We start from the raw sequence: 26,911 nt of genomic DNA on the forward strand, positions 1-26,911 counted from the left end.
CACCTGATCTTTTTATAGCTTAGCTTCCAAAAATTCTAATGCTGAAATAGGAGGAACTTTAACATTATCTAAATTATTTGTACGTACATATTCTAAAGGATATTCTTGATCTGAAGTTAAAGAGTTTAATATATCAATGGCTTGAGATTTTGAAATGTTAAATACTTTTCCCCATAACGTTTCATGGTTCATAATCTCTTCCAATTGAATAAATTCTACTTTTTCATTTTGAGCATATCGAATTAATAAATAGTAAAATGCTGTTAAATCATTGGAATTATATTGAACTTTACTTTTCCGAATTAACTCGCTTCTCTCCCCCGAACGTTCTTCTTTAATCAAATTTAATGATGTAAAAGGACTAAAGATTGAATCTTCAGGGTCATTTTCATCTGCCTCTTTCGTATATAACTGAATTAAAACATCAATATCACGTTCTAATGATTTCTCCGAAACAGGCTTTGCTTCTTTTTCATCAACCCAAAATTTGAAAGCGGCTTTTAGATTTGCTCTTGAAGTGACCGTTTCTTTATATTTAGTAAAGAACCAATTAAATACTGTGGCTGTATTTCCAATATTTAATAACAGTTCTGAATGTAAAATTGCAATTGTTGATTGTTTTTCTAATAAGCGATCCTTATTAAAAATGATTTCTCCTAGCTGAGTTAAATGATGAGTTTTATTATCCTCATAAACCAAATTCAGAGCTGTCAACCAAAATCTTAAAGAACGGACCATATTTTTCCCGAGTCCTATTTTCTCAAAATTATCTTTTTCGTAAAAAAATGTAGGAGAATTTTCTACATGTTTTAAACCTTTACTAATCCATTTATTTCTTAAATAGAAACTTTCATGTCTTCCGTAAGCCATCATTTCCCTCTCTTATATTCTGGTCTTATTACCCAGAAGTAATATGAATTAAAAATGTATAGTTTTTATCTTCTGGAGAGTGCCTCCAGTGTTCATTATAACAATCTTCAGCTGAAATTGCGAATATACATTCGTAAATCTTAAAAAAAGATTGTTCTAATTATTAATGAAATTCCTAATCAAAACCCTAACTTAATTATGATAATTAAAGCCAAACCATTAAAGTGAGCATTAATAAGTAGTGATTATATCAAAAATTTCATTATACAGACATAATAATCAACAGCTTTAGTATGTAAAATTATTGCTAATATAAAAACGGTACATGTAGGTACACGATGAAAGCATCTATAAACCCGAATTGCCGATAACCTAATAAGATTTAAAGCAAGAAGGCAGGAAACCCCTGCCTTCTTGCTTTAAATTAAAATTAACTGCTGCATCTTTTCTAATGCTTCTTTTTTTTCTACTTGTGTTAGATTGTTAAACATACTAATAACGGCTTCTACATTTAACTCATGCATTCTTAATTCCACAACATATGTTATTTCTTCTAATTTTCTAATAGATTTTTCGGTTAAATAGCTTGGTGTATTTTTTATATTATTTATCCAATTTGTACATTCTTGAGCTGACCATAGATTAATTTCTGACCTATCTACCAAATATTGTTTCAACCATTCTATTTCTTTTAAAGATAATCGTTCATCAATCTCTGCTTTATAATTATCTAAAATTTGGACAAAATCAACCTCAGATTCGATTTCACTCCATTTACGTTTTAAAATCTCGAATTCTTGTTGCACTTCGAAACGATTATCTTGTTTTAAGTTTACCGCTTGTAAATCATTCAGGAAGTTTTGAATATTATTGGCAGCTTCCTCAATTCCTTCACGATCCATCTCATTAATATCTTTATTTAAAATTGTTTTGACTTTTTGGAAAAAGTTTTGGCATTGACTCAATGTCTGTATATCATACATTGTTTCGTAAATTTCCCCAACCTCATCATTTAAAGCTTTTACCGCTTCTTTAGCCTGTTCAATAACTTTTTTTACTTCCAATACGCATTTTTGTTTATCTTGTTGTTGTAACTTACTCGAATCGATTAACGGAAGTAACTTTTCACCTATATGTTGTATTTCAGTCAATTTAGAATACCCATGAAACGGTTTAGGCGTATATTTAGAAATGTAATCATTGACCTTATCTTGAATAGGATCTAAATTATCTAAAATTTGTTCAAGCTTTGTAATCAACGCTTTTGCTTCAGTTCGATAATTATATTTATTTAATGATTCTATTAATTTTTTTACCCACTTTTCGAACATAGTAGCTTGGCTTCGAGATTGACACTTCAGATGTTTCAAAAAGTACGGGAAAACCTCTTCTAAATGTTTATGAGCTTCTTCTTCTATTTTCCTTGCATCATCTAATTGTAAAGAATTATAGATATATTTTTCTGATTCTCCAATATAACTTTGAATTTCTTCTGTAGTGTCTAGGATTTCAAAAACAGCTCGGATATCATCTTGTTTATTTTTTAAATTTGATAATTTATACTTCAGTTGACCAAACTTATTTAAAGTTTGGTTATACAAATTATTACCTTCTTTTAGAATCATCTCCATATTAGTAACTTTATCTTCTAATTCCATCGGAATATCTTCTTCAACTTTTAATTCATTAAACTTTTCAAATAAATCTTTTGCTACTATTACATCAGTATTTTGTACTGCTTTTTTATATAAGCTTAAAAACTTATTAGCAGACTCCTCTGGCTTGACCTGAACAACCCTTGTATCAAACATCACATTTAAATTAACAGATTTATCTGTAAATACTTTTATGGACCATTCATCTAAACGTATACGGCTATTTCCTATTTGAGTCTTTGTTTCTTCACGCCGAGACGCTAAGAATACGGCTATAAGAAGTGAAACAGCATAATCATTAATACCATATGGCACTTTTTGATATTTTTCGAAAATAGATTGTATTTCAAATCCACCTTCAGTCTCTAACAGTTGATCCCACTCACTAAATATGGATTGAACCTTTGGATTTCGCGGGGCAATTAAATTATAATCATCATTAAGAACAGCCCAAGATTCTAATGACTTTTGATATAGCACTGATTCAATACGACCTTTAATATCTGCGCTTTCTGCATGGATAGCTTGGTAAATAACATTCGAAAGAATAATTCGAGATATACGAGATAAACCTTTTTTTGCTTTACTTAATGATGGATGAGCAAACTCTGTATATGAGAACGGAATTACTCTTGTATATAACTTCTCAAATAATTCATTTGTAAAATTCAATAAACGAGTTGGCACTTTCTCCATTTTTTCTGATGTTAAAAGTATTCGTTCACTAGCTAACTCACGATACACATCTTCCAAAACCGATTGAGTTTTCACTTGGTAGTCATTAATAAAGCGAAGGTATTTATCGTTCTCTTGCTGAGTAAAACTTTTAGAAAGTCTATATTCTGCTACAGCTTCATAAAATCTATTTTCTTTATCATCTAGAATAAAAAATGCAATGGGTAAAGTATCAAACTTCTCTTCTTTTAAAATTTTCTGGATTACGGATAGTTTTTCGGAATTAATATTATTAGGTACATAAACCCAAATAATCTGGCCCTTAGCCTTATCAGGTTCCAAAGCTTCTAGATGTGTCATTTTTATCTTTGATAAGCCACGATAAGTTAAATCATTTACATGCATTATTGTTTGTGTAAACTTCCATTCACGTGTCCTAATGAAATGTTGTTTACCAAAAGCTGGTTCAATTTCACCAAGTTGAAGTTCGTCATTTAGACCAACATCAAATACAGAAGACATATCAATTTCAAAATTACGTTTCTTTTTACGTAATAACAACTTGAAATCATTCACACCTATTGCGTCAGCAATAAAATCAAATACATTTGCAACTTCGTCGTATGCTAGAACACCAAATTGTTCTTCTAATAACATAACTGATGATTCAATTTCACGAATAGAAGTGTCAGAAATATAAGCAATTAATTCCAATGTTTCCGACCGACTGTGTGTTTTAAAACGTCCGATTCGGCTGATCAAAATTGCTGCTAAAGTTTCCTTTACACGCTCATCAAATTTATCTCCATATTTAGTTAAGATCTGATTATATAAAATACAGTATTCACTTTGTTTTCGACCTTCTTGCTCAGCAGCCAATAATTCGTTAAAAAATTCTGAACGAATTATACGAGTTGATGGAATTAAAATTAAATCTCCAAACTCATTCACTTGCCGATCTGTTAAATCATTAATCATACTCTCTAAGAAAGTTAAAGTCGAACGTTGCTGTAACCATGATGATAAATTTGATAACACCCAAGTAGTTAACGGATGTAACGGATAAATCCCCTCTAAGACTACCTTTTTAAAATGCGAATAATTACTCCAAACACTGGAGCTTCCAGCATCAGGTAACCATTTCATAAGCTTTTTATGAAAAAGTTTCCACTCATCATCATTCTTTTTAATTTTATTTGTAACCAATTCTTGAAACGCATTTACATTTTTACGTTCAATTAGATTTGCGAAAATCGTTTCTAAATTTGATGATAAATGTATTTTTTCACTCGATTCATACCTACCAACATAACGATTAATATTGGCTGTACGATCTACACGAGTTAAATAAGATTTCAAATCAGATTGAATGAAACCTAAAAACACAATCTTATCATCTGCATTTTGTACTGCTTCATAAATCTGTTGTAGTGCTGCATCAGATGCCTTTGTTGGATTACTTGAGGCAAATTCAATATAACGACCAAACTCATCAAAGAAAACAATCACTTTGTTGAATGGTTCACGCTCTCCACACATTTTATCTGCAATTTTTTCAAGTACATCTCCAGCTGATACTCCTTCATCCCATCTAATATATGTACCGTTAATTTCTTTATAAACTTTGTTAATTACTTCAAAAACTTCAGAATCAGAAAGTATATTCTCAATTAAGTATTCTTTTAAATTTAACTTTGCGCCTGAATTACTTAAAGCTGTTGCAGCCGTTTCATATTGCGTTTTAAAATTATCAAATGTATTTTCTACAAATACTCTTGCAATATCATAAGATTTTGTTAACTCTTTCAAAAACTCTGTATCAATATTTTGCTCATTTAAAGTTTTTTGTGTTGCATTAAGTATTTCATAGTTCAAGTTAAAATCACGCATACCATTTAGCATTAAAACTAAGTTTGGCTTTAACTCATGTTTTGCAACTTGTTTTGCTATATTGCTATCGACTGATTGTAAATTATTCAAAATGACATTTTGAGCTTTAGTATTACCACTTAAAAAACTAGCCATTGCGACAGATAAATGTGATTTGCCTGTTCCATACGGAGCAATCGTCAGGAAAAAATTAGAAAGTTGACTATCGCCATAAATTTTATCAACTAAAACGTTCATAAAAGAAGCTGTATCTAGTAATCTATGACTTTTGATTGCAATTTCGTCTGATGAAACACCAAAATATTCTGGTCCATGAAACACAAAACTACTAGCAACATCATATTGTTTTTGTTCATTATAAAACCAATCAACTTGAATCGCACCATTGAAATACAGTTCTTTTTTAAAACGTATTATATCTTGGAATTTAAACATTAGAACTCCTCTCACTTATTCTATATTATAATTAAATAAGTAATGAATATATATTTTTCAAACAATGCTCAGCACTTTGGTTCTTTATAATAGTAATAGGTGATAATTGAGCGTTTAGCTTCACTAACCCTTCATCTCCCATTAAATCTAAGACATCTCTAATCTGCTTTTCATCCCATAAAAATGCTCTTCCAAAATATAAAGTATCAATAATTTCATCAATTGTGATTTCGGTTCTATCTCCCAATAATTCTTCCCATTTGTAAAATAATAAGTAGGAATAAACATACAAAAATTCTTTTCTTAATCGATGCGATGTTAGTGTATATATTTTATCGTCAATTTTAATTAAATTTAAACTACCAAACGATAAATCACTCGTATAACAAGTTCTAAAAGGTGTTAGATTCACACTTGACTCGAATTTACGTTCAACAGACATTTGAATTTGATCATTATTAAAATTACCCATAACTTTCGGAAAAAAATCGTTATATAAGTATGACCATAAAACTGCCGGAGAATATCTATCTACTAGAAATACATGCAATAACAATTTTGTTATATTTTCTACTAGGTATGGGTCTTCACACAAAATTGTTTTTCCAACAGCTGTTAACTCAACCTTATATTTACCAGATACTTTTTCATAAGTAATTAACTTCATGGCAGCCGCATAATAAATATGCGGCTCCACTTTTCCTGATGATTTACCAGTAGGAATAGAAGTCACCTCAGAAATTTCTTCCTTTGTTAAAAAATCTTTACTAGAAGAAGCTAATGACAAAATGCGAATAATTGATTCCGTTTCAGGTGCAAATGTTTGATGAAAGTTCAGATGAAATACATCTACCTCATGATTACTCATTTTTTATTTTTCCTTTCATATAAAGGCGTCACGTCAATTATGTGTTTAGATTTATGACCAAGACTCCCATCAGCTAATCTATTTCCTCCTACAACTATACATTGACCTTTAGCTAATTTAGCAAGTTTAGTAGCCCATATTTTCTGCTCCGTACTGTCAGGACTTAAAAAACTGGCGATATTCCTATTGTCACCTTCTGGAGGTAAAAAGTGAACTTTTTGGCTAGCATTTTGGAATCTAGTAATAGCATCTTTTGTTATCGGATGTTGTAACGATTGTGTAGCAAATAAACCTGACCAGCCAAATTTTCGTCCTTCCGTTAAAATACGTGCACTCGGTGAATTTTCAGACTGATCTAAGTTTTGTGCTTCATCTAAGATAACTGGAAATGGCGTTTCAACGTTACCATGCGATATATTATAACTCCATATATCCCATAAAATGAACTCTGTTAATAATACTTGTGTGAAACGGTCAAAACCTGTTAACTGCACAATAAATACTTTACCATTAGATTTAGGTATATCTTCCCAATCGAATAAATTTTCTGTTGCGAAAGGTTTACGATCAATTAATGGATCAATTTTTGAAAGTACTGTTTTTGCGCTTCCTTTATCTAATAACTCTAGTTCACTTCTTAAATAATCTAGATTCATTTTTTCTCCATATTTTTGTAATCCGTTTAAAGTAGCTTTATAGATAGCATTTTTTTGTTGATCTCCTATACCATTCTTTTTATAAACTGAATAAAAAATACCTGCAACCCTTTCAGCTACGTCAATTTCTGATTCCAAATCAAATTCATCTTCGTCATACTCTTTATAGTTACGCTTAAATGGATTAACAGGAAAACCTGAACGTTGAACATTAAATTGAATAACTCCATCACCCATAGCTTCCTTAAAGTCATCATTTAGTTGGCTTTTCTTAAAACCGTCTGTATAGTCAAATATCAAGGTTGACACACCGTTATTTGCTAACTCTAATAATAAACATTGCATGAAGTATGTTTTCCCAACTCCAGAAGTACCAGTGATTAATAAATGTCTGTTTTCTAATTTCGGATGACCATACTCCCAGTAAATTTCTCTATTAGTTCTTTGTTCTTTCCCTAATAAGATGCGAATTTCATTCAATGGTTTTACATAATCGTTATCTGTATTATCATTTGATGGATCTAACTCTTTTCCAAACTTTTTATCATCTTTATCATCTTTATTATCCAGATGATTCTCCTGTCCTTTTGAATCAATTTCCGATTGGCCATCATTTTTTTTGTTCTCATCATCATTTATAGATTGACCTATTGAATTATTTTTTATCTCTTTAATAGTTTTACCGGGATTTGTTGGTTGTACTTCATAAGGTTCATCTTCGTAATCTACTTTTTCCTTAGTTGACAGTTCTTTCAAGTACTCTTTAAATGAGTTCTCATCGTCTACAAAGATTTCAAACTCTTCATTTAGTGCATTTTCGAATGTAACAGTTTCACGTTGTTCTTCTGGTAATAAACATTTTTGAATATATAACTGACCGTATGCACGGTGTTGTAGTGTAATATCAGTACCTTTTAATAATGATTCCTGTACATTTATTTCTTCTGCATTATAGTCAAGCCAATAGGTCAATAAGGTTGTTTTCCACTCAATAATAAACTCACCGTTCAATATTTTCATTAAGTCACTATTTAACTTTTCACGACTTTGGTCATCATTTGTAAGGTACATTGGTGAAAAGGCAAGGAGTCTATATAATTGAGCAAACCAATAACGACGATCATGATCATTTGAGTCTTTTGAGAATTTTTTTGACAAAAATTCAAAACCGTTTTCTAACTGTCGAACTCCCTTTTCTATATGAGCTGGGTTCTCTTTACCCATTTTGCACTCTACTAAATTTGCTTTAATATGCAACTGCTCTCCTTCATTTCTAACGATTTCTAACTCTAATAAATCTGGTCGATTCGGTTGATCTATAAACCAATGGTTATAAGAATCTAAAGATATAAAACTTTTTAATAAAGTCTCATCTCCAATATGCTCAACATTTAAGGACTGTACTGCGAATAAGGTAGCTAAATAACTATGAATCTCATAATCATATGGATTTAACGCTTTTAATATTTTTATTCCATCAAGTATAACTGAATTATCTAAACAATATTCAGATCCTCTTGAATACATATTTGGATTCCAAGAAGGGAATAATTTACGAAGTCTTGATTCTAAACGATTTTTGATATCTTCTTTCATATCTTTTGAAGCAGAGATAGCAACGTTTAATTCACCATAAACACCTTCGCCAGTTGAAAAACTAATAATATTTTCTTTATTAAAGAGTTGTTTATCTAAACCAGTGTCTATACTAACAACCCATCTCGACTTTTCATGTAGCATTTCTAGTATATGATCCATACCTTTTTGTACTGTTAGCACTTTCTCAACACGATAAAACTCATTTTCTTTTGCAAAATCATTTTCAGACCAAAACACAAGTTGAGAGTGTGCAAATGACGCTTCAAATTGCAATTGACTAATTGAAACTCTTCTTTCATATAAGTCATTCGGAGCTGGAATAGGATTAAATACCATTGGAAATTTCATTTCTGAAGGTGCAATCTTTTTTCCTCTATTAATTTGATATTTAATATCGCTTGTATATAGTAATCCATCAACAAAAGCTAAATCATAAGAATTATATTGTAATTGTTCTTTTAGCTTATCTACTTCTAACGGATTATACGTATTAAAACGTAAATTTAATATAATGTTATCATCTACACTAAACGTATCATCTAACCACATTTTCACATAGTTTTGAGCTTTATAATTTACTTTGGGTGTTAAAATATCAATATTTAATGTGATTTTCCGACTATATTTTTGTTGTTCTTTAATATAGTGTCTTATCCCTTCAATAACTGGATATAAATGTTCAAAGTTAACAAAACATAAGGATAATGAATCTATACTTGAAGGGAATGTTCTTATATATTCTTTAATATGTGCATCAATAATAATAGTCTTAGAATAATTAGATTCCCTCTCTTCTGTAATATCCAATTCATCCATTACACCCTTTTCTATGAGGTATGAACTATCGATAATTTGAGCTCTCGTAGATTCACCATGCAGGGCATAGTAACCTAGCACATGAGAAGGTGCATGATGTATATTTTTCACAGTAATAAGTGTATCTACACCTGATAAAATTTCTGATTTATTTCTATAACGATTAAATTTATCAACAAACATCTTAACATCATTTGTATTAGTATTTATAATTTCTTCTAAAACCAAGTAAAGTCCTCGACGAATAAATGATTGCTGTGCTTCATATTTTTCAAGCATTGCAGGATGGTAAGGAGGGATAATAGCTCCTTGAATTTCCCTATTTAAAGATTCAAAGTCTTCCTCTTCAAGAATAGCGAATAAATTAGATATTAAATAGAAATGCTCTTTTTCATATTGTGGATATGAATTATAAGATTGCCATAATTCATTATAGACCGCTGTATACGTACCAATTAAATCAACAGTATCCATTGATTTATTAATGTTCATTGCACTATAAATACCTTTTTCACTCACCGTATTAATAAACTTCATAAATGGCTTTACTAATCGATACAACTTATATACAACGTTATTTTCTTCTGAACCATTATTACTTGTTTTCTTAAATATTTTTAAAGTATCACGTAAAAGAATCTCTGAGTTGTTAAGCTGAGAATGGAATGATGAAGAATCTGTACTAGTTAATAGATTACCAATATTTTTGCATGTGAAAACAGGCAATTTCATTATGTTATTATCTGAAAGTTCCGCTTTAAAATAAGGTATTAAATTAAACGATTGTAGCCAATAGTCATAAGGTTTAAATAACCATTCGAATAGCCACCTATCACTAATACCAGAAATAGTTATTTCAAAATTAATTTTCGAAACCATACTTGATGATTTACTAAAGTCCAAATTTACAGATGCACTATCTTTTATAGCAAAAGGATCTTCATTATCGCGATATTGTAATTCTACAATGTCTTGTATTTCAACATTTAGGTAATCAAGTAAACCACCTATTGCAATACATAACTCACTCCAACTGTTTTTTTGACCATTGTCAGCCAGTTTTACATTTGTTACATTCATAGTAAGCTTGTCTGAACTATTTAATTCAATAGGTAAACTCGCTATTACTTCAATTAACATTTGTGAATAAGCTTGAATTGGATCACCTTTAATTTTTTTCGCTTTCTCTCTCTTACCTGGTGTACTAGAAGTTTTAACACCTAGGATTTCTATAGTTATTGTTTGGTCAAACTGTGCTAATTTGGGCCGTAAACGATCCAAGTTTTCACCTTTAGCAAAATCTAAGATATCATTACAATATTTTTCATAAGAGCCAAATGAAGCCTGTATTGATACAAGGTATTCCTCAAATTTCCCGTTTTCTCTAAACTTATCAAATTTTTCAAGGAGTTTCTTTTGAGAACTACTACTTAAACCACCTTTATAAGCTTCACGTTTAATGAACTTTATGCCACTATCAAGCAACTTAAAAGAATTACCTTTATAAAGCTCACTTAACAATTTACTGCTTACAGTCTTAATATTAGGAATTCCAAATTCATCCCATAAATTATTCAAAATGAAGTCGACAATTTCATCAACCTCATATAAACCTTTTTCTTGGACTATATCAGCTATATCACTAACCCTAATTAAATCTAAAGGTACATGTTTAAAAATACTAGAAAATAAATTATTAATAATCTTTACAGCGTAATCATCATTTTGGTCAACAGTTTCAAACAGTTCTACAAATTTTTGATTATATTTTGCATTCACATCCTTCGGAGTAATCGAATAAAAATCTTCAAGACCACCTGTATCCTGTACACTTTCAGAAGCAAGTAATACAATAGATTGCTTTTCTGTACCGAACGCATTTCTTAGTTTCGTAAAACGTTGATTGTCACTGACAAATCCCAATTCTTTCAATTGCTTTATTATAGTGGGATATTCGTCTTTCCATGCTTCAACTTTTTCCTCCGAAAGCAGGACTTTTATACCTTTAAATTTTGAAACTAAATATACTGCTACCCCTAAATAAATTGCAGGATGATTAAAATAATCTAATCGAATAAATGACGCATTTGTACTACTATTAATATTTTGTTCAATTAACTTATTTAGCTTGTTAATATAGGTTTTCATTATTATCACCCTTTAAACCGATTTTCTACGATTGATGTAGCATCAGATAAATTTTTCAAGAATCCACAGTTACTAAGTAGCTCAAGGAAAACATGTTCATTCTCGTTAAAATCATTTAAATAAGAGATGTCTCCAAAATGTAATTCTGCTTCTCTTGGACCAATAATAATGTTATAACGCTCATAACATTTTTCTAAGAACGTCGTAAACAATAGTCTTTCGCCTGGTTTAATTAAAGTTAAAACTAAAATTTTCACTAAGTTCTCGTTTAAAGTCATTCGCATATGTGTGCCAGTAGGGGGAATTACCAACCCAATATCTTTTGATAATTTCCTTACTAGTAGACTGGTGTCTTTTGCAGCATTTGTTATAGTATTCTTATTAGCAACATCACGATCTTCATCATAAACTCTGAAAATCGCTCTAAATAAGTTTTCCTCAAGCTGGTCATAGCTTTGAATTGCTTGTTTACGAATGGCACCTTGAGGATTCATAGTCAGATCAATTACCCAAGGTTGTTTTTTTTCAAGATTTAATACCATTCTTGAACGATGTGTCATCATTCGTATAATCTGAAGAGCAATTAACATACCTAGTAACTCAACTTTTTCAAAAGAATCCAGTTCACTGTTTAACAAATTTTGTAGCTCTTTCACAGTATAAGGAGCCACTTTTTCGTACTCTTTGGGAATAACTTCAATAGTTTTAACGATATAGTGAAAATCTTTTTTGTTTTCCGGAGCATCAACTATACATTCCCAATCATTTTGGATGAGATTTGCTAATGTGCTTAACTGAGGAAGTGATGTAACCATTTCTTTTAATTTTTTTGAAATTTCCTCTCTATACTTTGATTCTAATTGATTTAATCCTTGAAGAACATGCAAGTAATATATTTCTCCCCCGCGTGCCATAAACATATGCTGATTAAATTGGAATTTACGGTCAATATCTAAAAAAGAGGAGTCAATTACATTTAAATTATCTGTTCTCGTTTTCTTATTTCCTATTGATTCTGTGAAAATTATTTCTGGAGCTAATGGTAGTAATGACTGCGCAAACCAAGAACGCTTGCCAATAATTGCATTGTAGCCGTAAAATAACTCCTGTATTACATCTAATGCGAAATCTTTGTCATAATTTGAACATTCTACACTTATAGAATTCTTCAAATTATTACGATGGTGTTTTAAGGCGTTACGATCTACCTCAAAACGTTTTTCTAAATCACTACGATTAAAAAATATATAACGCTTTAATCCCATACGAGGTGATGGATAATAATAAATCTGCTTTGATTCATCCGTGGTTTCAATGAAACTAAAACCTTCAGTTTTAATTGTTTCATAATTCACTTCTCCTAAACTCTTTGGAGAGATAAAAACTAATAAAAACTCTAAAAGATATTCATACAAAGTTTGATCTTTATATATACGATGTCCATAAATTTGTATTTGGGGATTTTGTTTATCAATTTCATATCCGCTATATTTAGGAAAGAACTCTAATACCATGTTCATTTTCCTCCTAATTGAAATATAATTTCTTATTTTCTATATCTAACTCAATATCAATAATTTTCGGTCCTCTTAAAGTTTGAATCAGCAATTTTATTACCTCTTCATCATCAGTAAATTTATATTCTCTATATAGTTGAGCTTTTAATTTATATATACCTTGCGACAAAACAGGATTTAATTTTGTCGATAATGATCCATTCGCAATCTGATAAAAGTATTCTAACAAAGGTAACGATAGTATATATTCTTTAGATAGACGATCAAATTTCACTACAATTTGATAAACCGGATTCGTTGAAACAACACTTTCCTTTTCAATTGTTTCAATTGATAAACTTTCATAATCGATTTTCCCTACCAATAAATACACATTTTGATTGTTAAGACCGCTACGTTTTAACGGTAAATACAGTATACTACTTGAAGAAATATCGCCATTATCACCCATAATTAAAATTTGAAGGGCTTTAAAAATAATTTCTTTAAGTTGACGTTTTGCACGCACTCGCATTCCATTTGTACGATAATCTAAATATCTAACAAAAATCGGAGAGTATAAATCTCCGTATAATATTTCTTTTTGCTCATCCGTGATATCTGCAAATAACATTTGCATTCTTCGCATTGCCTTTCGAATTTTTACAGGTGTTTCTCCATATAATAAATGAGTAGTATCATAAATTTGGCGTTTAGTGTAATAGTTCCATATATCCTTAGCTATTGGTTGAACTTCATCTATTAAATTTGAAAAATCTTCTTTCACAAATAACTCTTGATCGAAAATTAACTTCTTTTCATCTAAATTTAAACTTTGAATTTCAGAAATAGATTTAATCTTTTGGGCATCGTTGTTAACATCAATACCTACATAACCAAAAAACAAATTACTAATATGATAGTCAAATAAAATTCTTTGCTGATTAATAACATTAATATTTTGGCATTGGATATTTCCTGTAATGGAATATGACAAATGAGATAAAATTTGTCTAATAGTCAATCGTTTGTCATTATCAGCTAACCAACGATAATAATTCATTGCAAATTGCTTAAAATGCTCTTGGTGCTGTTTTAATGTCTTATAGTTATTATGAATGGGACAGGCTTCCTTTAACTCACATGTGTCTGATCCTTGCCAAAGCTCCTCCTCCAATAAATTATCAATAAGCTTAGATACTATTTCTGTGTTATCGATTAACGCTAGATTAACGACAAGTACAGAAATATCACCAACATTCCCTTCTACAAAGGAATTTTCATCCATTAATTTCAAGATATCCATTTCGATTTCACTTGCACTGAATTTTGAACCATAAAAGTATTTCTTCAGTGCATCTATTAACGTACCTGTGTTAGAAACAATGATACAAGAACCTTCTTCTGAGACAGTTATTACCCCTTGTTTAATACATCCTACCTGCTTATTTGAAACAAGCTCACTCATATCCTTAACATAGTAAATTTTTTTATTGTTATAAGTGTTATCTACATAATCCTCTTCTTTTAATGGAACCCCCGCAGAAATAGCATTAAATTGTCGCAAAATTTGGTATAACAAACTTGTTTTGCCATCACCTGCATGACCAGTTAAAAATATAAATGTTGGTTTTTCTTTGATTTTATCTATCAAGAAATTACCAATATTACTTTCTACTCTTATTTTTTCATAAAAAGGATTTATAAATTGAGATTCAGCAATAGCATTATCATTAGAACTATTAGCATTATTCATAGATTGTAAATAATTAATATAATCAGTATGCATTTTAACTCCCCTGTTTAATTTGGTATTTAAATACTTTTTTATCTTTTATTAATAATTCAATATGCTACTTACTTGAGATACTCCATCTATATATTAAACTATTTTAATCGCAACAAATACTTAATAATATATTCAAAAGAAATTGATTATTAATTGTATAAGCATTACGCTTCACATATTTCATATAGAATTAAGGCCTTTTCAGTAGAAATTTGCTGAAAATGCTCCGTTGATAAAAATCTTTGATTTAGAAATGACTACCAGGGATGATACAATCAATATCAACTAGTTATATGTAAACGCTAAAATAAAAGTTGACCTTCTGTAAAACCCAATGTTAATAGACTAGTGAACTTTGAAGAAATAACTTATTCCTTACCAACAAGATACGCAGGACGAAAAGACGCTCATCTATATACATATTTAAATTATATTGAGATTATAAATAAGGACCACTCTTCAGATTAATAAATTATATCAATATAATTTAGTTTATTCCCTATTTTAATAACAGCTAAACTATTTTTATGTTATTAATCAAGCAATACATCGATCCATCACGGTACTGAATTCTTGCTACCTTTTCTTCAACTCTCTTTTACAATTACGAAGCTGCTCTATATCATTTTGTTTATTACTTAAGTTTCCTTTCAACAGGGGAAGAATACTCACCCCCTCTACCCCTTTTCAAATACAATTTAACTGGTCGATTATATTCGTTTGACATAAATATTCTATGAGAATGTAAACTCTTTTAAATTGACAATATATACTTTATACCATTCGAAAATAAGGGTAAATTTTCCTTTTCCTTATTATATAGAAAAGACAGCTTCTTTTACAGAAAACTGTCTCTTCCACACTACCTAATATCATTTTATAGTTTGAAATAAATTTCTATTCAATTCTATCCCTATAGCTAATAGAATAAAAAGAGCCCGAAAAGAATTTAGCAATCAAGGTCTGATGTATAGGAATTTATATGTCCAATTGTTCTATAATTATTTTATAAAGATATTTACACGCTTCCATTTCAGAGATACCCATGTTCACTATAACCAAATGATTTTGTTGTCGTGTCTCTATCTATTACACCGCCGCTTAATTGGGTTAATTAATAAAACTACCTAACTGAACTTTACTCAATCTTCCATCTCAATCAAAAAGACTTTCTCTTCGAATCCACCACGTTTACCTACCTTTTTCACACGAACCTCTTCCACCTTATCAATATCAGCCCCATGGTATTTACTCAATATATGTATGGTTTCCATTAAATCAGCCAGCTCCTCAATGGCACTCTCATCATCTTTTGCTTCTAAATACTCCTGTAGCTCTTCCTGACATTTTTTTTTTAATTCCTTAATTATTCATCATGATCTAGTGTTCTTGTAAAATATTTTTTACCTGATTCCTCTATTATATTGGGGATCAAATCACGAACTAATTTGTTGTGTACTGACATAATCAATAATTCCAATCCAAAAATGATTTTTTCATTTAATCAATCTATGCGAGATTATATATAGCAAAATAGCCCACTGTAAAAAGGTACTATCTTTCTCAATAATTCTGTTAATATGTTCTCAAAATAGAATCCTAGTAGCTTTCTCATAAGGATATGGCACCATCTTATTCATACTCCTTGTACAATTCATCTGTTTTTTGTCCATCCATCTATCCCCTCACCTTACATCAAAATTCGAAAATCTAAAATTAGATTGTCAGCCAATCATTTAGTGAAATTTTACTGATATAAAAACATCATTTTTATAAGATAAATATTATCTTTGCTAGCCCAAAAAAGTATTTTTAAAATTCTAAAAATATATTGTAAGCGCTTTCTATATAGTGTTAATATATGTTCTATGGATAATGTTTTACTAAATTATCACTTATTTTGAATGATGAGGTAATGGATATGGTGACAATCAAAGACATCGCTAAACTAGCTAATGTTTCTTCTACCACTGTTTCTCGTGTGTTAAATCATGATAAATCATTAATGGTAACTGAAGATACACGGGAGAGGATTTTACAGAATGCTAAGCTGCTTGGATATAAGACAGTTAAGGAAAGAAAACTGAAGAAAGGAAAGCTGCAGAAGAAGCACAGTATTTTATTACTGCTCTGTTTGTCATCAGAGGAAGAATTAATCGATCCTTATTTTTTATCCATTCGAAAAGGTGTGGAAAGCTCTTTAGTAAAGAATGGTGTAAATAGTTTTGAAGTGGTGCGAATACATGAAACGATTCATGAACAACAGTTTATGAATAAGGATGGTGCCATCGTAATTGGCAGAATCAGTGATCAAACATTAAAAAACCTAACTCATAATATGAAAAATGTCGTGTATATTAATCATTCCCCAGATGAAGACCTCTATGACTCTGTCATTATTGACTTTCAAAAGGCCACTAAGCAAGCACTGGACTATCTAATTACCAAAGGATACGACCATATTGGCTATATAGGGGGTCTTGAGAAAGAACATCAGGTTGATCGTTCGTACAAGATTGAGGATGAACGGCTTACCACCTTTGAGTTATTTTTAAAAGAAAAAGGATTGCTTAAGAAAAATCATATATATATTGGCGAGTATACGATGGAATCTGGCTATGCATTAATGAAGGAGGCATTAACGAACAAACTACCTCAAGCCTTTTTCGTTGCCAGTGATTCTATGGCTATTGGGGCTTTAAAAGCGTTAAAGGAATCCAATATTTCTGTACCCGAGGAATTGGCAATCGTCAGCTTCAATGATATTGATATAGCCAAATTTTCCAGCCCTCCTCTTACCACTGTAAAAGTATTTACGGAGGAAATGGGAGAAACAGGCGTCAACATGCTTATAGATCGACTAAACGGAAGGCTGTTACCTATCAAGGCTGTGCTTCCGACAAAATTAATAATCAGAGAAAGCTGTTAAGTACACTAAAGGGGGTGGTTTGTTAAAGCGTAACAATCTTCCAGATATACATACTGAAAAATAATATGGGATAAGGAGAATAGAATACTATGAAAAAAACATTGAGATTCTTTATTTTACCTGCCTTATTGTTAGTAGCTCTGAATGGTTGTTCGAGTAGCAGCTCTACTGACGAGAAGAAATCAACACTAAATCTTTTTTCAACCGTAACGAATGAATCTGACCAAATCGCATTAGATGAATTAATCGAGAAATTTGAAGAGGAAAACAAAGACATCGATATTAAACAAAACTACCCTGCAAATGACTATGAAAGTATGCTTCGCGTTAAAATGGCCGCAAATGATATGCCAGACTTATTTGATACTCACGGTTGGGCAAAAAATCGATACGCCGAATATGTAGAGGATTTAAGCTCTATGGATTGGGTAGATCGTCTGGATCCATCCTTAAAGCCCTTCTTAACGGATGATGCCGGAAAAGTTTACGCATTTCCCCTCAACCAAGCTAAGGATGGCTTAACCTACAACGCTACTTTACTAGAAGGGTATGGCATTGAACCTCCTGCAACCTTTGATGAATTCATGAAGGTGCTCCAGACGATAAAAGAAAAAGGTAAAGGTGAAGTCACCCCTCTATGGTTTAGCGGTTCAGATAAAGGTTCATTCGGTCAATACTTCGATCAGTTCGCAACTCCCTTGTTAATAACAGATAGTAAAAATAATCATTCAGAGGAATTGTTAAATGGCACATTCAACTGGGACCATTATACGTATCTGCCTGAGAAATTAAAGGAGATGCAGGATAAGGGATATTTAAATGAAGATGTCTTGACGGCTCAACTCCATCAGCAGCCTGAATTGTTGGCCCAAAACAAAATTGGTTTCGTCGTCGGCGGAGGCACGCAAGGACCAACGGTGGAGGAAATGAATCCAGATGTCAAACTCGGAGTGCTTCCTATGCCTGCGATCCATGAAGGCGATGGACAAAGCTGGATTGGCGGGGAACGACATACACTTGCTGTTTGGAAGGATTCAAAAAATAAGGATGCGGCTAAAAAGTTTATTGAGTTTATGGCGGAGGCTGAAAATGCAAAGGCGATGGCTGAAGGAACTTCTCTTCCCTCCGGCTTAACAGATGTTGAGGCAGATATTTATTACTCTGACTACTTTGCTAAATACCAAGATGTGAAGGTTGAACCTTATTTTGACCGTGTTTACCTGCCAAGTGGGATGTGGGATCCAATGGGTGCAACAGGGCAAGAGTTATTATCGGGGAAAATGAGTCCAGAAGACGTTTCAAATAAAATGGGTGAAGAATATAAACGTCTGTTAGAACAAAAGTAAACCTCCTAACTCTTTATCCGAAAGGAGTTGAACATCTAGTTGGAAGCACAAGTAGACAGTCAAAAACAGACTAGAACAATCGAAAATGTAAAGATGAAAAAACCTAAATCCAAGCGAAAACCTTCATTAGCATGGATGTATATTCCTTCCTTACTCGTCGTTTCTTTATTTATTATCTATCCCTTTTTAAATGGGATCCGTATCTCATTTACAGACTGGAATGGATTTTCTCAGACCTTTAAGAACGTTGGATTCGCCCAATACTCTAGGATGCTGCAGGATCCAGACACTTGGCTAATTATGAAAAACACCTTGCTATATGGACTGGGAAGTACATTGTTTCAAAATATCATCGGACTGGGCTATGCCTTATTATTGAATCAAAGCATTCGTTTCCGAACGATCACCCGGACGATTATCTATTTACCGGTTATTATTAGTCCGCTAATAATGGGGTACATTTGGTACTTCTTCTTTTCCTTTCAGGGTGGTGCGTTGAATGATTTACTCTTATTTATCGGGATGGATAAAACAAATATTCTGGCTGATCCCAATATCAATAAATGGCTAATTGTATTTGTTAATACCTATCAGTATACAGGTGTTGCGATGATTATCTATTTAGCCGGATTGCAGAGTATCTCAAAAGACTATTATGAAGCTGCAAATATGGATGGTGCATCCTCTTTACAAAAGTTCAGGACCATTACCCTGCCACTTTTAATGCCTTCTATAACCATTAATATGGTTATTAACATTATTGGTGGACTTAAGCTATTTGATGTCGTTCTAGCCTTAACCGGAGGTGGACCAGGTAATGCCTCTCAATCTATGTCTACCTATATGTATGATTTATACTTCGACCGCCAGGATGCCGGATATGCGGCAACACAGGGTATCCTAATGGCCTTTGTCATCTTAATTTTAAGTCTGGCAGCCCTCCTATACTTTAAGAGAAAAGAGGTTGAGGCTTGATGGATTATACGTCAAAAAAGAAAAAGTGGTTATTGTCGATTGTGGCTCTACTCATTGGGTTATTTCATTTGATCCCCTTTTATATCCTTTTAACCACCGCTTTTAAAGAAAGAGGAGATTTTAGTTCGAAATGGGTTTTACCAGAAACGTATTCGTTCGAAAATTTCACTCAAGCATGGGAAACGGCTAATTTAGGGACAGCCTTTATCAACACGGTGATTATTACGTTTTTTTCAGCTTTACTATTAATCTTATTTTCTTCTATGGCCGCCTACCCTTTAGCTAGATTTAAGACCAGATTAAATAACTTCGTATACATGCTTTTAGTTGCTGTAATGGTCATACCTCCTTTAACAGCTTTAGTGCCTCTATACCAATTAGTTGTTGATCTAGGGATGATGAATACCCATGCCATAGCGATTTTGAATAATGTTGCTGCTTACACCCCGCTCGCTGTTTTTCTTTACACTGGTTTTATACGATCTACGATTCCTAGAGAACTTGAAGAAGCAGCTAAAATTGATGGGGCCAGCAATATAAAAATATTCTTTACGATTGTTTTTCCGCTATTGAAGCCTGTCACAGCATCAATCTTAATCATCTCCTGTGTTTACATATGGAATGATTATCAATTTGCTATTTTCTTCTTGCAGGCTGATGAGGTTAAAACGCTAACCGTCGCTTTATCCAGCTTCTTTGGGCAAAATTCCAGCAGGCTTAATTTAGTTGCTGCTGCCTCAATCATGGCAGTGATTCCAATGGTCATTCTGTTTCTGGTGCTACAAAAACATTTTGTTAAAGGTCTTGCAGCTGGTTCAATCAAAGGATAATCAATTACAATTGGAGGGATTTTTAAAATGAAAGTAACAATAATCGGTGCTGGTAGTGTTGTTTTTGCCAAAAGACTTATCTCAGATATTCTTAGTTATCCAGAATTAATAGGAACAACCTTCTCATTAATGGACATAAACGAAGATCGATTGCTAACTGCAGAAAAAATGGCCCTTTCTTTAATAGAGCAAAATGGAAACATTGCAACAGTAGAAGCTCATCAAAATCGACGGGATGCGTTAAAGGATGCCAGCTATGTGATCAATCTCATACAGGTCGGTATGCATGAATCCACCTTAATAGATTTTGAAATCCCTAAAAAATACGGCCTAAAACAAACCATTGCAGATACACTTGGGGTAGGCGGAGTATTTAGAGCACTGCGGACAATTCCGGTTGTTTTAGACATCTGCAAAGATATGGAGGAGGTTTGTCCGGATGCTCTATTACTAAACTATACCAATCCAATGGCTGCGCTTATCCTTGCCATTGAAAAAGCGACTTCTATTAAAACAGTAGGCCTCTGTCATAGCGTACAAAACACCGCTGGAGAATTAGCCGGATATCTGAATCTTCCAGCAGAAGAACTGGAATATAAGGTTGCAGGAATTAATCATATGGCATGGTTTCTGGAATTAAAGCACAAAGGAAAGGATTTGTACCCTGCTTTGTTTGAGGCAATGAAGGATCCGGCCATTTATAAAAAGGATAAAGTACGCTTTGAAATGATGAATAGGCTGAACTATTTCATCACAGAATCAAGTGAACATCTCTCCGAGTACACACCTTATTTCATAAAAAGAGATTCACTTATTGATAATTTCTCTATTCCGATTGATGAATATATCCGAAGAAGCGAAGCTAATTTAAAGCATTTTGAAGAAACAAAAGAGAAAATCGAAAATAATATTCCTTTTAATACAGAGGAAAGTCACGAATATGGGGCTCCGATTATACACTCCATGGAAACGGGTGTTAACCGAGAAATATGGGGAAATGTGTTAAATACCAATTTAATAACGAATCTGCCAACCAATGCCTGTGTTGAGGTCCCTTGCCTGGTTAATAAACGCGGAATACAGCCAACACATATCGGAGATCTGCCTCCGCAGCTTGCCGCTATGAATATGACAAATATCAATGTACAGCAGCTGATTGTAGAAGCCGTTCTAACAGGTGACATTGATTATGTTTATCAAGCAGTTATGTTGGATCCTCACGCCTCCTCCGTCCTGTCATTAGAAGAAATTTGGGATATGACGTCCGAATTACTGGACGCACATAAACAGCATTTACCTAAGTTCACCAAGGGACGACATTTACAATATAAAAAATCAGTTACCATTGGATAGATTTATATTGACTAGAAAAGGATACATGAGCGCATGTATCCTTCCTTTTGTTATTGTTGTTTCCTCTAAATCTACTACGCCCTCTTTAGAAACTCTCTCAAAAAGGCGAACCGCTCGGTCAAAATTAACATAGATGATGTCTTTGATAAAGAAATACATTCCTTATGTGAACGTACTTATTTTAATCGTTTTACATTCAACAATTCTTCAATCGGCATTTCGTAAGCACGGTTTCCTAATTCTTTTTTTAGCGCTTCATTGGCTTCATATTCTTCCGCTGTAAATGAATCTTCACGGCCTTTTTTCAAATAGTCATAGAAAATAGGAGGTAAAAAGTCTTCTTTTAACGAAACTTCCACAGCTTCCCCATTTTGTCTTGTGAAAATATAGGCATAGCTGGTCGCACGGTATGGATCGTATTGAGCTACCGGATAGTCCACATCCACTGTATAGACCCCTCTCGTTTTACAGCGAGTAATAAACTCGAATACATCACGGAATCCAGGTCCCCCATGCCCCGATTGAACGGAAAGATCATTCCGATTCGGAATTTCATCTCCAAACAATTCCTGAAAGGCTGCTTCCACTACACGGAACCCAACCCCTAACGCCATATAAGCTGCATAGCCATGATACTTTTTAATATCATCAAACGAAATTTCAATTAAATCACTGCGATCATAAATTTTAATTGTACGCATATTCAGTCCCCTATTCTTAGTTGTTCTCGCAAACTAATTATAGGTAATTTAGAAAAATCACACAAATTATAAGCAGATGTTGGGCATCAAATCATTCATCTTAAAGCTATCTTTTTGAACTAATGCTTATTCAGAACGATATCTTATTATTTTAGTATGGTTTTTTGTAACATTTATTCGATATTGAATACATCCATTAGCTTTTAACAATTACTTATTTCCTCGAATTTTGTAAGCCTTTACATATTTTTTCGTATAAAAGCACAAGAATCCTGAAATCCATCGTATCCCCATCTTCCCGTTGTTCTTCACTCTTTTAAGAGTTTACAAACCTTCTTAGAAGTCAAAAAAACAAAAACTCAAAGCGCCCCGTTTAGCGCTAAAATAAACCTGAGCACCATTAATAAAATAAATGAAACAATAGAACCTCAGTGATTAGATACTGACCTATCAAAGAGTATAGTTCCCTAAGCACCATGGTGGTGGAGCTGGCAGGTTATGAAACTTCATTCATATAATGAAGTTTCATACCAGAATACGTGTTGTTTCTTATAAAAATAAAACATCAGAGACAGAGCCTATTATTTAGATTTCATTTCCGGAATTCCACATAGTATACTTGATCAATCACTACTAGCTTTTGACCACGATAGCCCTCTGCGAGCAGCTTCTGCTGTCCCTTCGTATCAGCCATTTGGCATAATACCGGTTCTCCTTCTCTGTTATTCGAGCTTTCGAGCTCCTTAAAGAAGATATAACGTAAATTCCCTCCGTATTTAGGCTTCAATGCAACGATTTCCATTCCTTGAGCAAACTTGTCCTTTAGGCTTGGGATGTTAAACGGAGCAACTGTTGAACATACATATTTATAGGGATGTTTGCTACGTGCCAGTTCATCCATGATCCATTTTGCCATACGTCGTTGCAGGCTCAATCCACGCCAGTCCGGATCCACATTGCTAATGTCTTGATAAATAACAAAATCCAACTCGCTCTCTGGCAGGCCTGCATCGTTTCCCAAATGGTCCTCCATCGTATCTGGCACAACTAAAGCGCGGAATGAAATCAATTCTGCCTTAACAAATACGCCGATTAATAGACCATTACCACTCGTTATGTAACGGAACTCCTCTTCTGAAAGAGGCTGAAGGCTCGTTTTATCATCCAGATCCTGTACCACTTTATCCTGCAAGCGTAACACAGTTGCAATATCGGTCTCTGTTAAGCGGCGAACAACATAAGCTTGCCCGTGAAACATGCCTTTATCAATCATCTAAAGTCTCCCCTTTCATTGAAGAACATCTCTGTGAACGGTCAATTCTGTAAGTATATCTTCATTCACATCAATTCCGAGACCACTCTTTTTATTTAATTCAATGAACGGGACATCATAGTGCAAATTCCCAACATCCTTTGAGAATTTTAAAGGTCCTGTCAATTCGACGGATGTGATGATTTTCTTGGAGAAAGCAACATGAAAGCCAGCGGCCGAGCCGATGGACGATTCGACCATCGACCCGATTTGACACTCGATTCCAGCCATTTCCGCTTGATCGGCAAGCTTCACAGCTGGATGGATGCCTCCACATTTCATAAGCTTTATATTGATTTTATCAGCCGCTTTCTTTTGGATAACCTCTCTCATATCCTTTATACCTTTTAGACCTTCATCAACCATTAATGGCAGGCGTGCTTTCTTTTTTAATTCAGCCATGCCCTCAAGATCATCAGCCAGCACTGGTTGCTCGAGCCAGTCTATTAGCAGTTCTTCAAGATATGGGAGAGCCCTCAATACATTGGAGCTATTCCTCCAGCCTTGATTAACATCGACACGAATGGCGATTTCATTCCCAACTGCCCTGCGAACAGCTCGGATTCGTTCCATATCCTGCCCTACCTGTTTGCCAACTTTCATTTTAAAGGAAAGGTATCCCTCAGACACCTTCCGCACCGCTTCTTCTGCCATTGCAGCTGGTTCCTGAATACTTAGTACATGGGTGATTGGAAAACGATCATGATAACGTCCTCCGATCAGCTGATAAACCGGTACCCCCAGTTTCTTGGCCACTAGGTCATGACAGGCAATATCAATAGCCGCCTTTGCTGCAGGGGCTCCGTATACCATTTTATTCATTCGTTCATGTATACGTTCAAATTCACATGGATCCTGACCAATTAGAAGCGGCGCTAATGTATGCTTGAGAAGACTATACGTACTCTCCCATGTCTCTCCTGTTACATGTTCATCTGCAACCGCTTCCCCAAAACCAATAAAACCGTCATCACTTTCCATTTTCACAATAATGGAGGGCATATCGTGATATGTATGATAGCTGACAACGAATGGTTCATGAAGAGGCAGGCGGATGGCATATAGTGAAATAGCTTTAATCATATGAAAGTCCCCTTATACTGTAATTGTATCCTCTTTTTGCTGTTTAAGTTCTTTTTCAATCTTTGCTCTTTCTTGATCACTCATTTTTTCAATTGAAAACCCTGTTATCGCATAAAGAATCGCAATAATCGGCACGGCAAAGTTCAAAATCGCGTATGGGGCATATTCAAATACACTTACACCAAGAGTACCGAAGATAAAGACGCCACATGTATTCCATGGGATGAAAACAGACGTTAGCGTCCCTCCATCCTCAAGCGCCCTGGATAGATTTCTGGAAGAGAGCCCTTTATCACGATACGCTTTTGAAAACATACGTGCTGGAATAACAATGGAAATATACTGTTCGGAGCAGGTTGCGTTTGTCGCAAAACAAGATAATATCGTAGAAATAATGAGACTTTTTGCCGTTTTTGCTAATTTAAGAATTTGTGAAACGATTGCGTTCAGCATTCCCGTATGCTCGAGCATGCCTCCGAATGTCATTGCCACGATGGCCATGGATACCGTGTACATCATATTATCCAAACCACCGCCATTGAAGAGATCATCCACCATGGAATTACCGGTTTCAATCACATACCCTGCCTGCAGGGCTGAGATAGCATCAGCAAATGTATCACCCTGTACGAATACCTGAGCAAGGAAGCCCAAAAGAACCCCAATCACCAACCCAGGTATGGCTGGCACTTTTTTGGCCACTAAGATAATGACGATAAGTGGAATCAATAATAAGAAAGGTGAAATAAGGAACTCATCCTGCAAGACAGCTAGTGTTTGTTCAATATCAGTTGTACTCACACCGCCTTTACCGAAGTCACGCCCCAAGAACCAAAATACACCTAACGAAATGATTAGACCTGGAATGGTTGTGTAAAACATGTGGCGGATATGTACAAATAAATCCGTGCCGGTCAATCCGGCTGCTAAATTGGTTGTATCCGATAATGGTGACATTTTATCTCCAAAATAGGCACCTGATATAATCGCTCCCGCAATCATCGGGGCCGGTATCCCAATACTTAAACCAATCCCCATCCCAGCTACGCCAATCGTTCCCATAGTTGACCAGGAACTACCGATGGCAACGGAAACAATACAGCAAATGAGCATAATCGACACCAGGAAAAGAGAAGGACTGATGATCTTCAATCCATAATAAATCATGGTAGCGACCACACCACTGCCAATCCATGATCCAATTACCAGACCGATTAACATAATGATGATTACAGCCGGTAATGCTAAACGAATTCCATTGTACATGGCCTCTTCAAGTTCGTCCCATTTGTAGCCGGCCATCCATGCCACAAGTGCGGCCGTGATTGTACCAACAATCAACGGGATATGTGGTCCTTCTTCAAAAACAATAATTGTAATAGCCATAACTGCTATTAACACCACTAACGGAATAATTGCCAGCCCAAAAGATATTTTTCTCTCCATCTGTTCTCCCCCTGTTTGAATTTAATCCGTAATGAAACG

General features: G+C 33.7%; 15 protein-coding genes and 1 pseudogene. 5 read left to right on the forward strand and 11 right to left on the reverse strand.

What is annotated here, in order from left to right:
• Positions 1-12: 12 nt before the first annotated feature.
• The 7 genes and pseudogenes from FHY45_RS15075 to FHY45_RS15105 all read right to left on the reverse strand — a co-directional run bounded on the left by FHY45_RS15075 (position 13) and on the right by FHY45_RS15105 (position 16,362).
• Positions 13-873 carry a DUF4007 family protein gene (locus FHY45_RS15075; RefSeq protein ID WP_257469129.1) on the reverse strand — a complete coding sequence of 287 codons (861 nt, stop codon included), beginning with the start codon at positions 871-873 and terminating at the stop codon, positions 13-15.
• A 416-nt stretch (positions 874-1,289) separates the two neighbouring features.
• The gene (locus tag FHY45_RS15080) at positions 1,290-5,525 is read right to left on the reverse strand and encodes a hypothetical protein (protein WP_139892370.1); all 4,236 of its coding nucleotides are present in this window, start codon (positions 5,523-5,525) and stop codon (positions 1,290-1,292) included.
• 31 nt (positions 5,526-5,556) lie between these two features.
• Complete coding sequence (locus tag FHY45_RS15085) at positions 5,557-6,393, reverse strand: DUF4007 family protein (RefSeq protein ID WP_139892371.1); 837 nt, start codon at positions 6,391-6,393, stop codon at positions 5,557-5,559.
• Positions 6,390-11,612 (reverse strand): ATP-binding protein, encoded by a 5,223-nt coding sequence (locus FHY45_RS15090; RefSeq protein ID WP_139892372.1) that lies wholly within the window; start codon positions 11,610-11,612, stop codon positions 6,390-6,392. Before FHY45_RS15090 ends, FHY45_RS15085 begins: the two co-directional genes overlap by 4 nt.
• Before the next feature lie 5 nt (positions 11,613-11,617).
• Positions 11,618-13,126, reverse strand: coding sequence for a hypothetical protein (locus FHY45_RS15095; RefSeq protein ID WP_139892373.1), 1,509 nt, complete (start codon positions 13,124-13,126; stop codon positions 11,618-11,620).
• Between the two features lie 13 nt (positions 13,127-13,139).
• Entirely contained in the window at positions 13,140-14,897 is a 1,758-nt protein-coding gene (locus FHY45_RS15100; RefSeq protein WP_139892374.1) for a hypothetical protein, read from the reverse strand.
• A gap of 1,142 nt (positions 14,898-16,039) precedes the next feature.
• Positions 16,040-16,362: pseudogene (locus tag FHY45_RS15105) on the reverse strand (pyrophosphohydrolase domain-containing protein).
• Between the two features lie 456 nt (positions 16,363-16,818).
• Here FHY45_RS15105 and FHY45_RS15110 point away from each other — a divergent pair.
• From FHY45_RS15110 to melA, 5 genes are all read left to right on the forward strand, one after another.
• Positions 16,819-17,826, forward strand: a complete 1,008-nt coding sequence (locus FHY45_RS15110; protein WP_139892375.1) for a LacI family DNA-binding transcriptional regulator — start codon at positions 16,819-16,821, stop codon at positions 17,824-17,826.
• A gap of 89 nt (positions 17,827-17,915) precedes the next feature.
• Positions 17,916-19,172 carry an ABC transporter substrate-binding protein gene (locus tag FHY45_RS15115; RefSeq protein WP_139892376.1) on the forward strand — a complete coding sequence of 419 codons (1,257 nt, stop codon included), beginning with the start codon at positions 17,916-17,918 and terminating at the stop codon, positions 19,170-19,172.
• A gap of 93 nt (positions 19,173-19,265) precedes the next feature.
• Positions 19,266-20,147: a carbohydrate ABC transporter permease gene (locus tag FHY45_RS15120; protein WP_139892636.1), complete on the forward strand. Its 882-nt coding sequence runs from the start codon at positions 19,266-19,268 to the stop codon at positions 20,145-20,147.
• Positions 20,147-20,977 (forward strand): carbohydrate ABC transporter permease, encoded by an 831-nt coding sequence (locus tag FHY45_RS15125; RefSeq protein ID WP_139892377.1) that lies wholly within the window; start codon positions 20,147-20,149, stop codon positions 20,975-20,977. The genes FHY45_RS15120 and FHY45_RS15125 overlap by 1 nt, the downstream gene beginning before the upstream one ends.
• Positions 20,978-21,004: 27 nt before the next feature.
• Positions 21,005-22,330, forward strand: coding sequence for an alpha-glucosidase/alpha-galactosidase (melA, locus tag FHY45_RS15130; protein WP_139892378.1), 1,326 nt, complete (start codon positions 21,005-21,007; stop codon positions 22,328-22,330).
• Between the two features lie 176 nt (positions 22,331-22,506).
• Here melA and FHY45_RS15135 read toward each other — a convergent pair whose 3' ends face one another.
• From FHY45_RS15135 to nhaC, 4 genes are all read right to left on the reverse strand, one after another.
• The gene (locus FHY45_RS15135; RefSeq protein WP_139892379.1) at positions 22,507-23,031 is read right to left on the reverse strand and encodes an FmdE family protein; all 525 of its coding nucleotides are present in this window, start codon (positions 23,029-23,031) and stop codon (positions 22,507-22,509) included.
• Between the two features lie 592 nt (positions 23,032-23,623).
• Complete coding sequence (locus FHY45_RS15140; protein ID WP_139892380.1) at positions 23,624-24,304, reverse strand: GNAT family N-acetyltransferase; 681 nt, start codon at positions 24,302-24,304, stop codon at positions 23,624-23,626.
• Between the two features lie 15 nt (positions 24,305-24,319).
• On the reverse strand, positions 24,320-25,426 hold the full coding sequence (locus FHY45_RS15145; protein ID WP_139892381.1) for a mandelate racemase/muconate lactonizing enzyme family protein: 1,107 nt from the start codon (positions 25,424-25,426) through the stop codon (positions 24,320-24,322).
• 12 nt (positions 25,427-25,438) lie between these two features.
• The gene (gene nhaC / locus FHY45_RS15150) at positions 25,439-26,872 is read right to left on the reverse strand and encodes a Na+/H+ antiporter NhaC (protein ID WP_139892382.1); all 1,434 of its coding nucleotides are present in this window, start codon (positions 26,870-26,872) and stop codon (positions 25,439-25,441) included.
• Positions 26,873-26,911 lie beyond the last annotated feature (39 nt).

This window comes from Bacillus sp. D386 (genome assembly GCF_006346415.1).

What these genes read in the sequence shown, in the direction of transcription:
- FHY45_RS15085 (WP_139892371.1), bottom strand. Translation starts at nt 6,393, where the DNA reads ATGAGTAATCATGAGGTAGATGTATTTCATCTGAACTTTCATCAAACA.
- FHY45_RS15090 (WP_139892372.1), bottom strand. Translation starts at nt 11,612, where the DNA reads ATGAAAACCTATATTAACAAGCTAAATAAGTTAATTGAACAAAATATT.
- FHY45_RS15115 (WP_139892376.1), top strand. Translation starts at nt 17,916, where the DNA reads ATGAAAAAAACATTGAGATTCTTTATTTTACCTGCCTTATTGTTAGTA.
- FHY45_RS15075 (WP_257469129.1), bottom strand. Translation starts at nt 873, where the DNA reads ATGATGGCTTACGGAAGACATGAAAGTTTCTATTTAAGAAATAAATGG.
- FHY45_RS15100 (WP_139892374.1), bottom strand. Translation starts at nt 14,897, where the DNA reads ATGCATACTGATTATATTAATTATTTACAATCTATGAATAATGCTAAT.
- FHY45_RS15095 (WP_139892373.1), bottom strand. Translation starts at nt 13,126, where the DNA reads ATGGTATTAGAGTTCTTTCCTAAATATAGCGGATATGAAATTGATAAA.
- FHY45_RS15125 (WP_139892377.1), top strand. Translation starts at nt 20,147, where the DNA reads ATGGATTATACGTCAAAAAAGAAAAAGTGGTTATTGTCGATTGTGGCT.
- FHY45_RS15080 (WP_139892370.1), bottom strand. Translation starts at nt 5,525, where the DNA reads ATGTTTAAATTCCAAGATATAATACGTTTTAAAAAAGAACTGTATTTC.
- FHY45_RS15110 (WP_139892375.1), top strand. Translation starts at nt 16,819, where the DNA reads ATGGTGACAATCAAAGACATCGCTAAACTAGCTAATGTTTCTTCTACC.
- FHY45_RS15145 (WP_139892381.1), bottom strand. Translation starts at nt 25,426, where the DNA reads ATGATTAAAGCTATTTCACTATATGCCATCCGCCTGCCTCTTCATGAA.
- melA (WP_139892378.1), top strand. Translation starts at nt 21,005, where the DNA reads ATGAAAGTAACAATAATCGGTGCTGGTAGTGTTGTTTTTGCCAAAAGA.
- FHY45_RS15140 (WP_139892380.1), bottom strand. Translation starts at nt 24,304, where the DNA reads ATGATTGATAAAGGCATGTTTCACGGGCAAGCTTATGTTGTTCGCCGC.
- FHY45_RS15135 (WP_139892379.1), bottom strand. Translation starts at nt 23,031, where the DNA reads ATGCGTACAATTAAAATTTATGATCGCAGTGATTTAATTGAAATTTCG.
- nhaC (WP_139892382.1), bottom strand. Translation starts at nt 26,872, where the DNA reads ATGGAGAGAAAAATATCTTTTGGGCTGGCAATTATTCCGTTAGTGGTG.
- FHY45_RS15120 (WP_139892636.1), top strand. Translation starts at nt 19,266, where the DNA reads ATGAAAAAACCTAAATCCAAGCGAAAACCTTCATTAGCATGGATGTAT.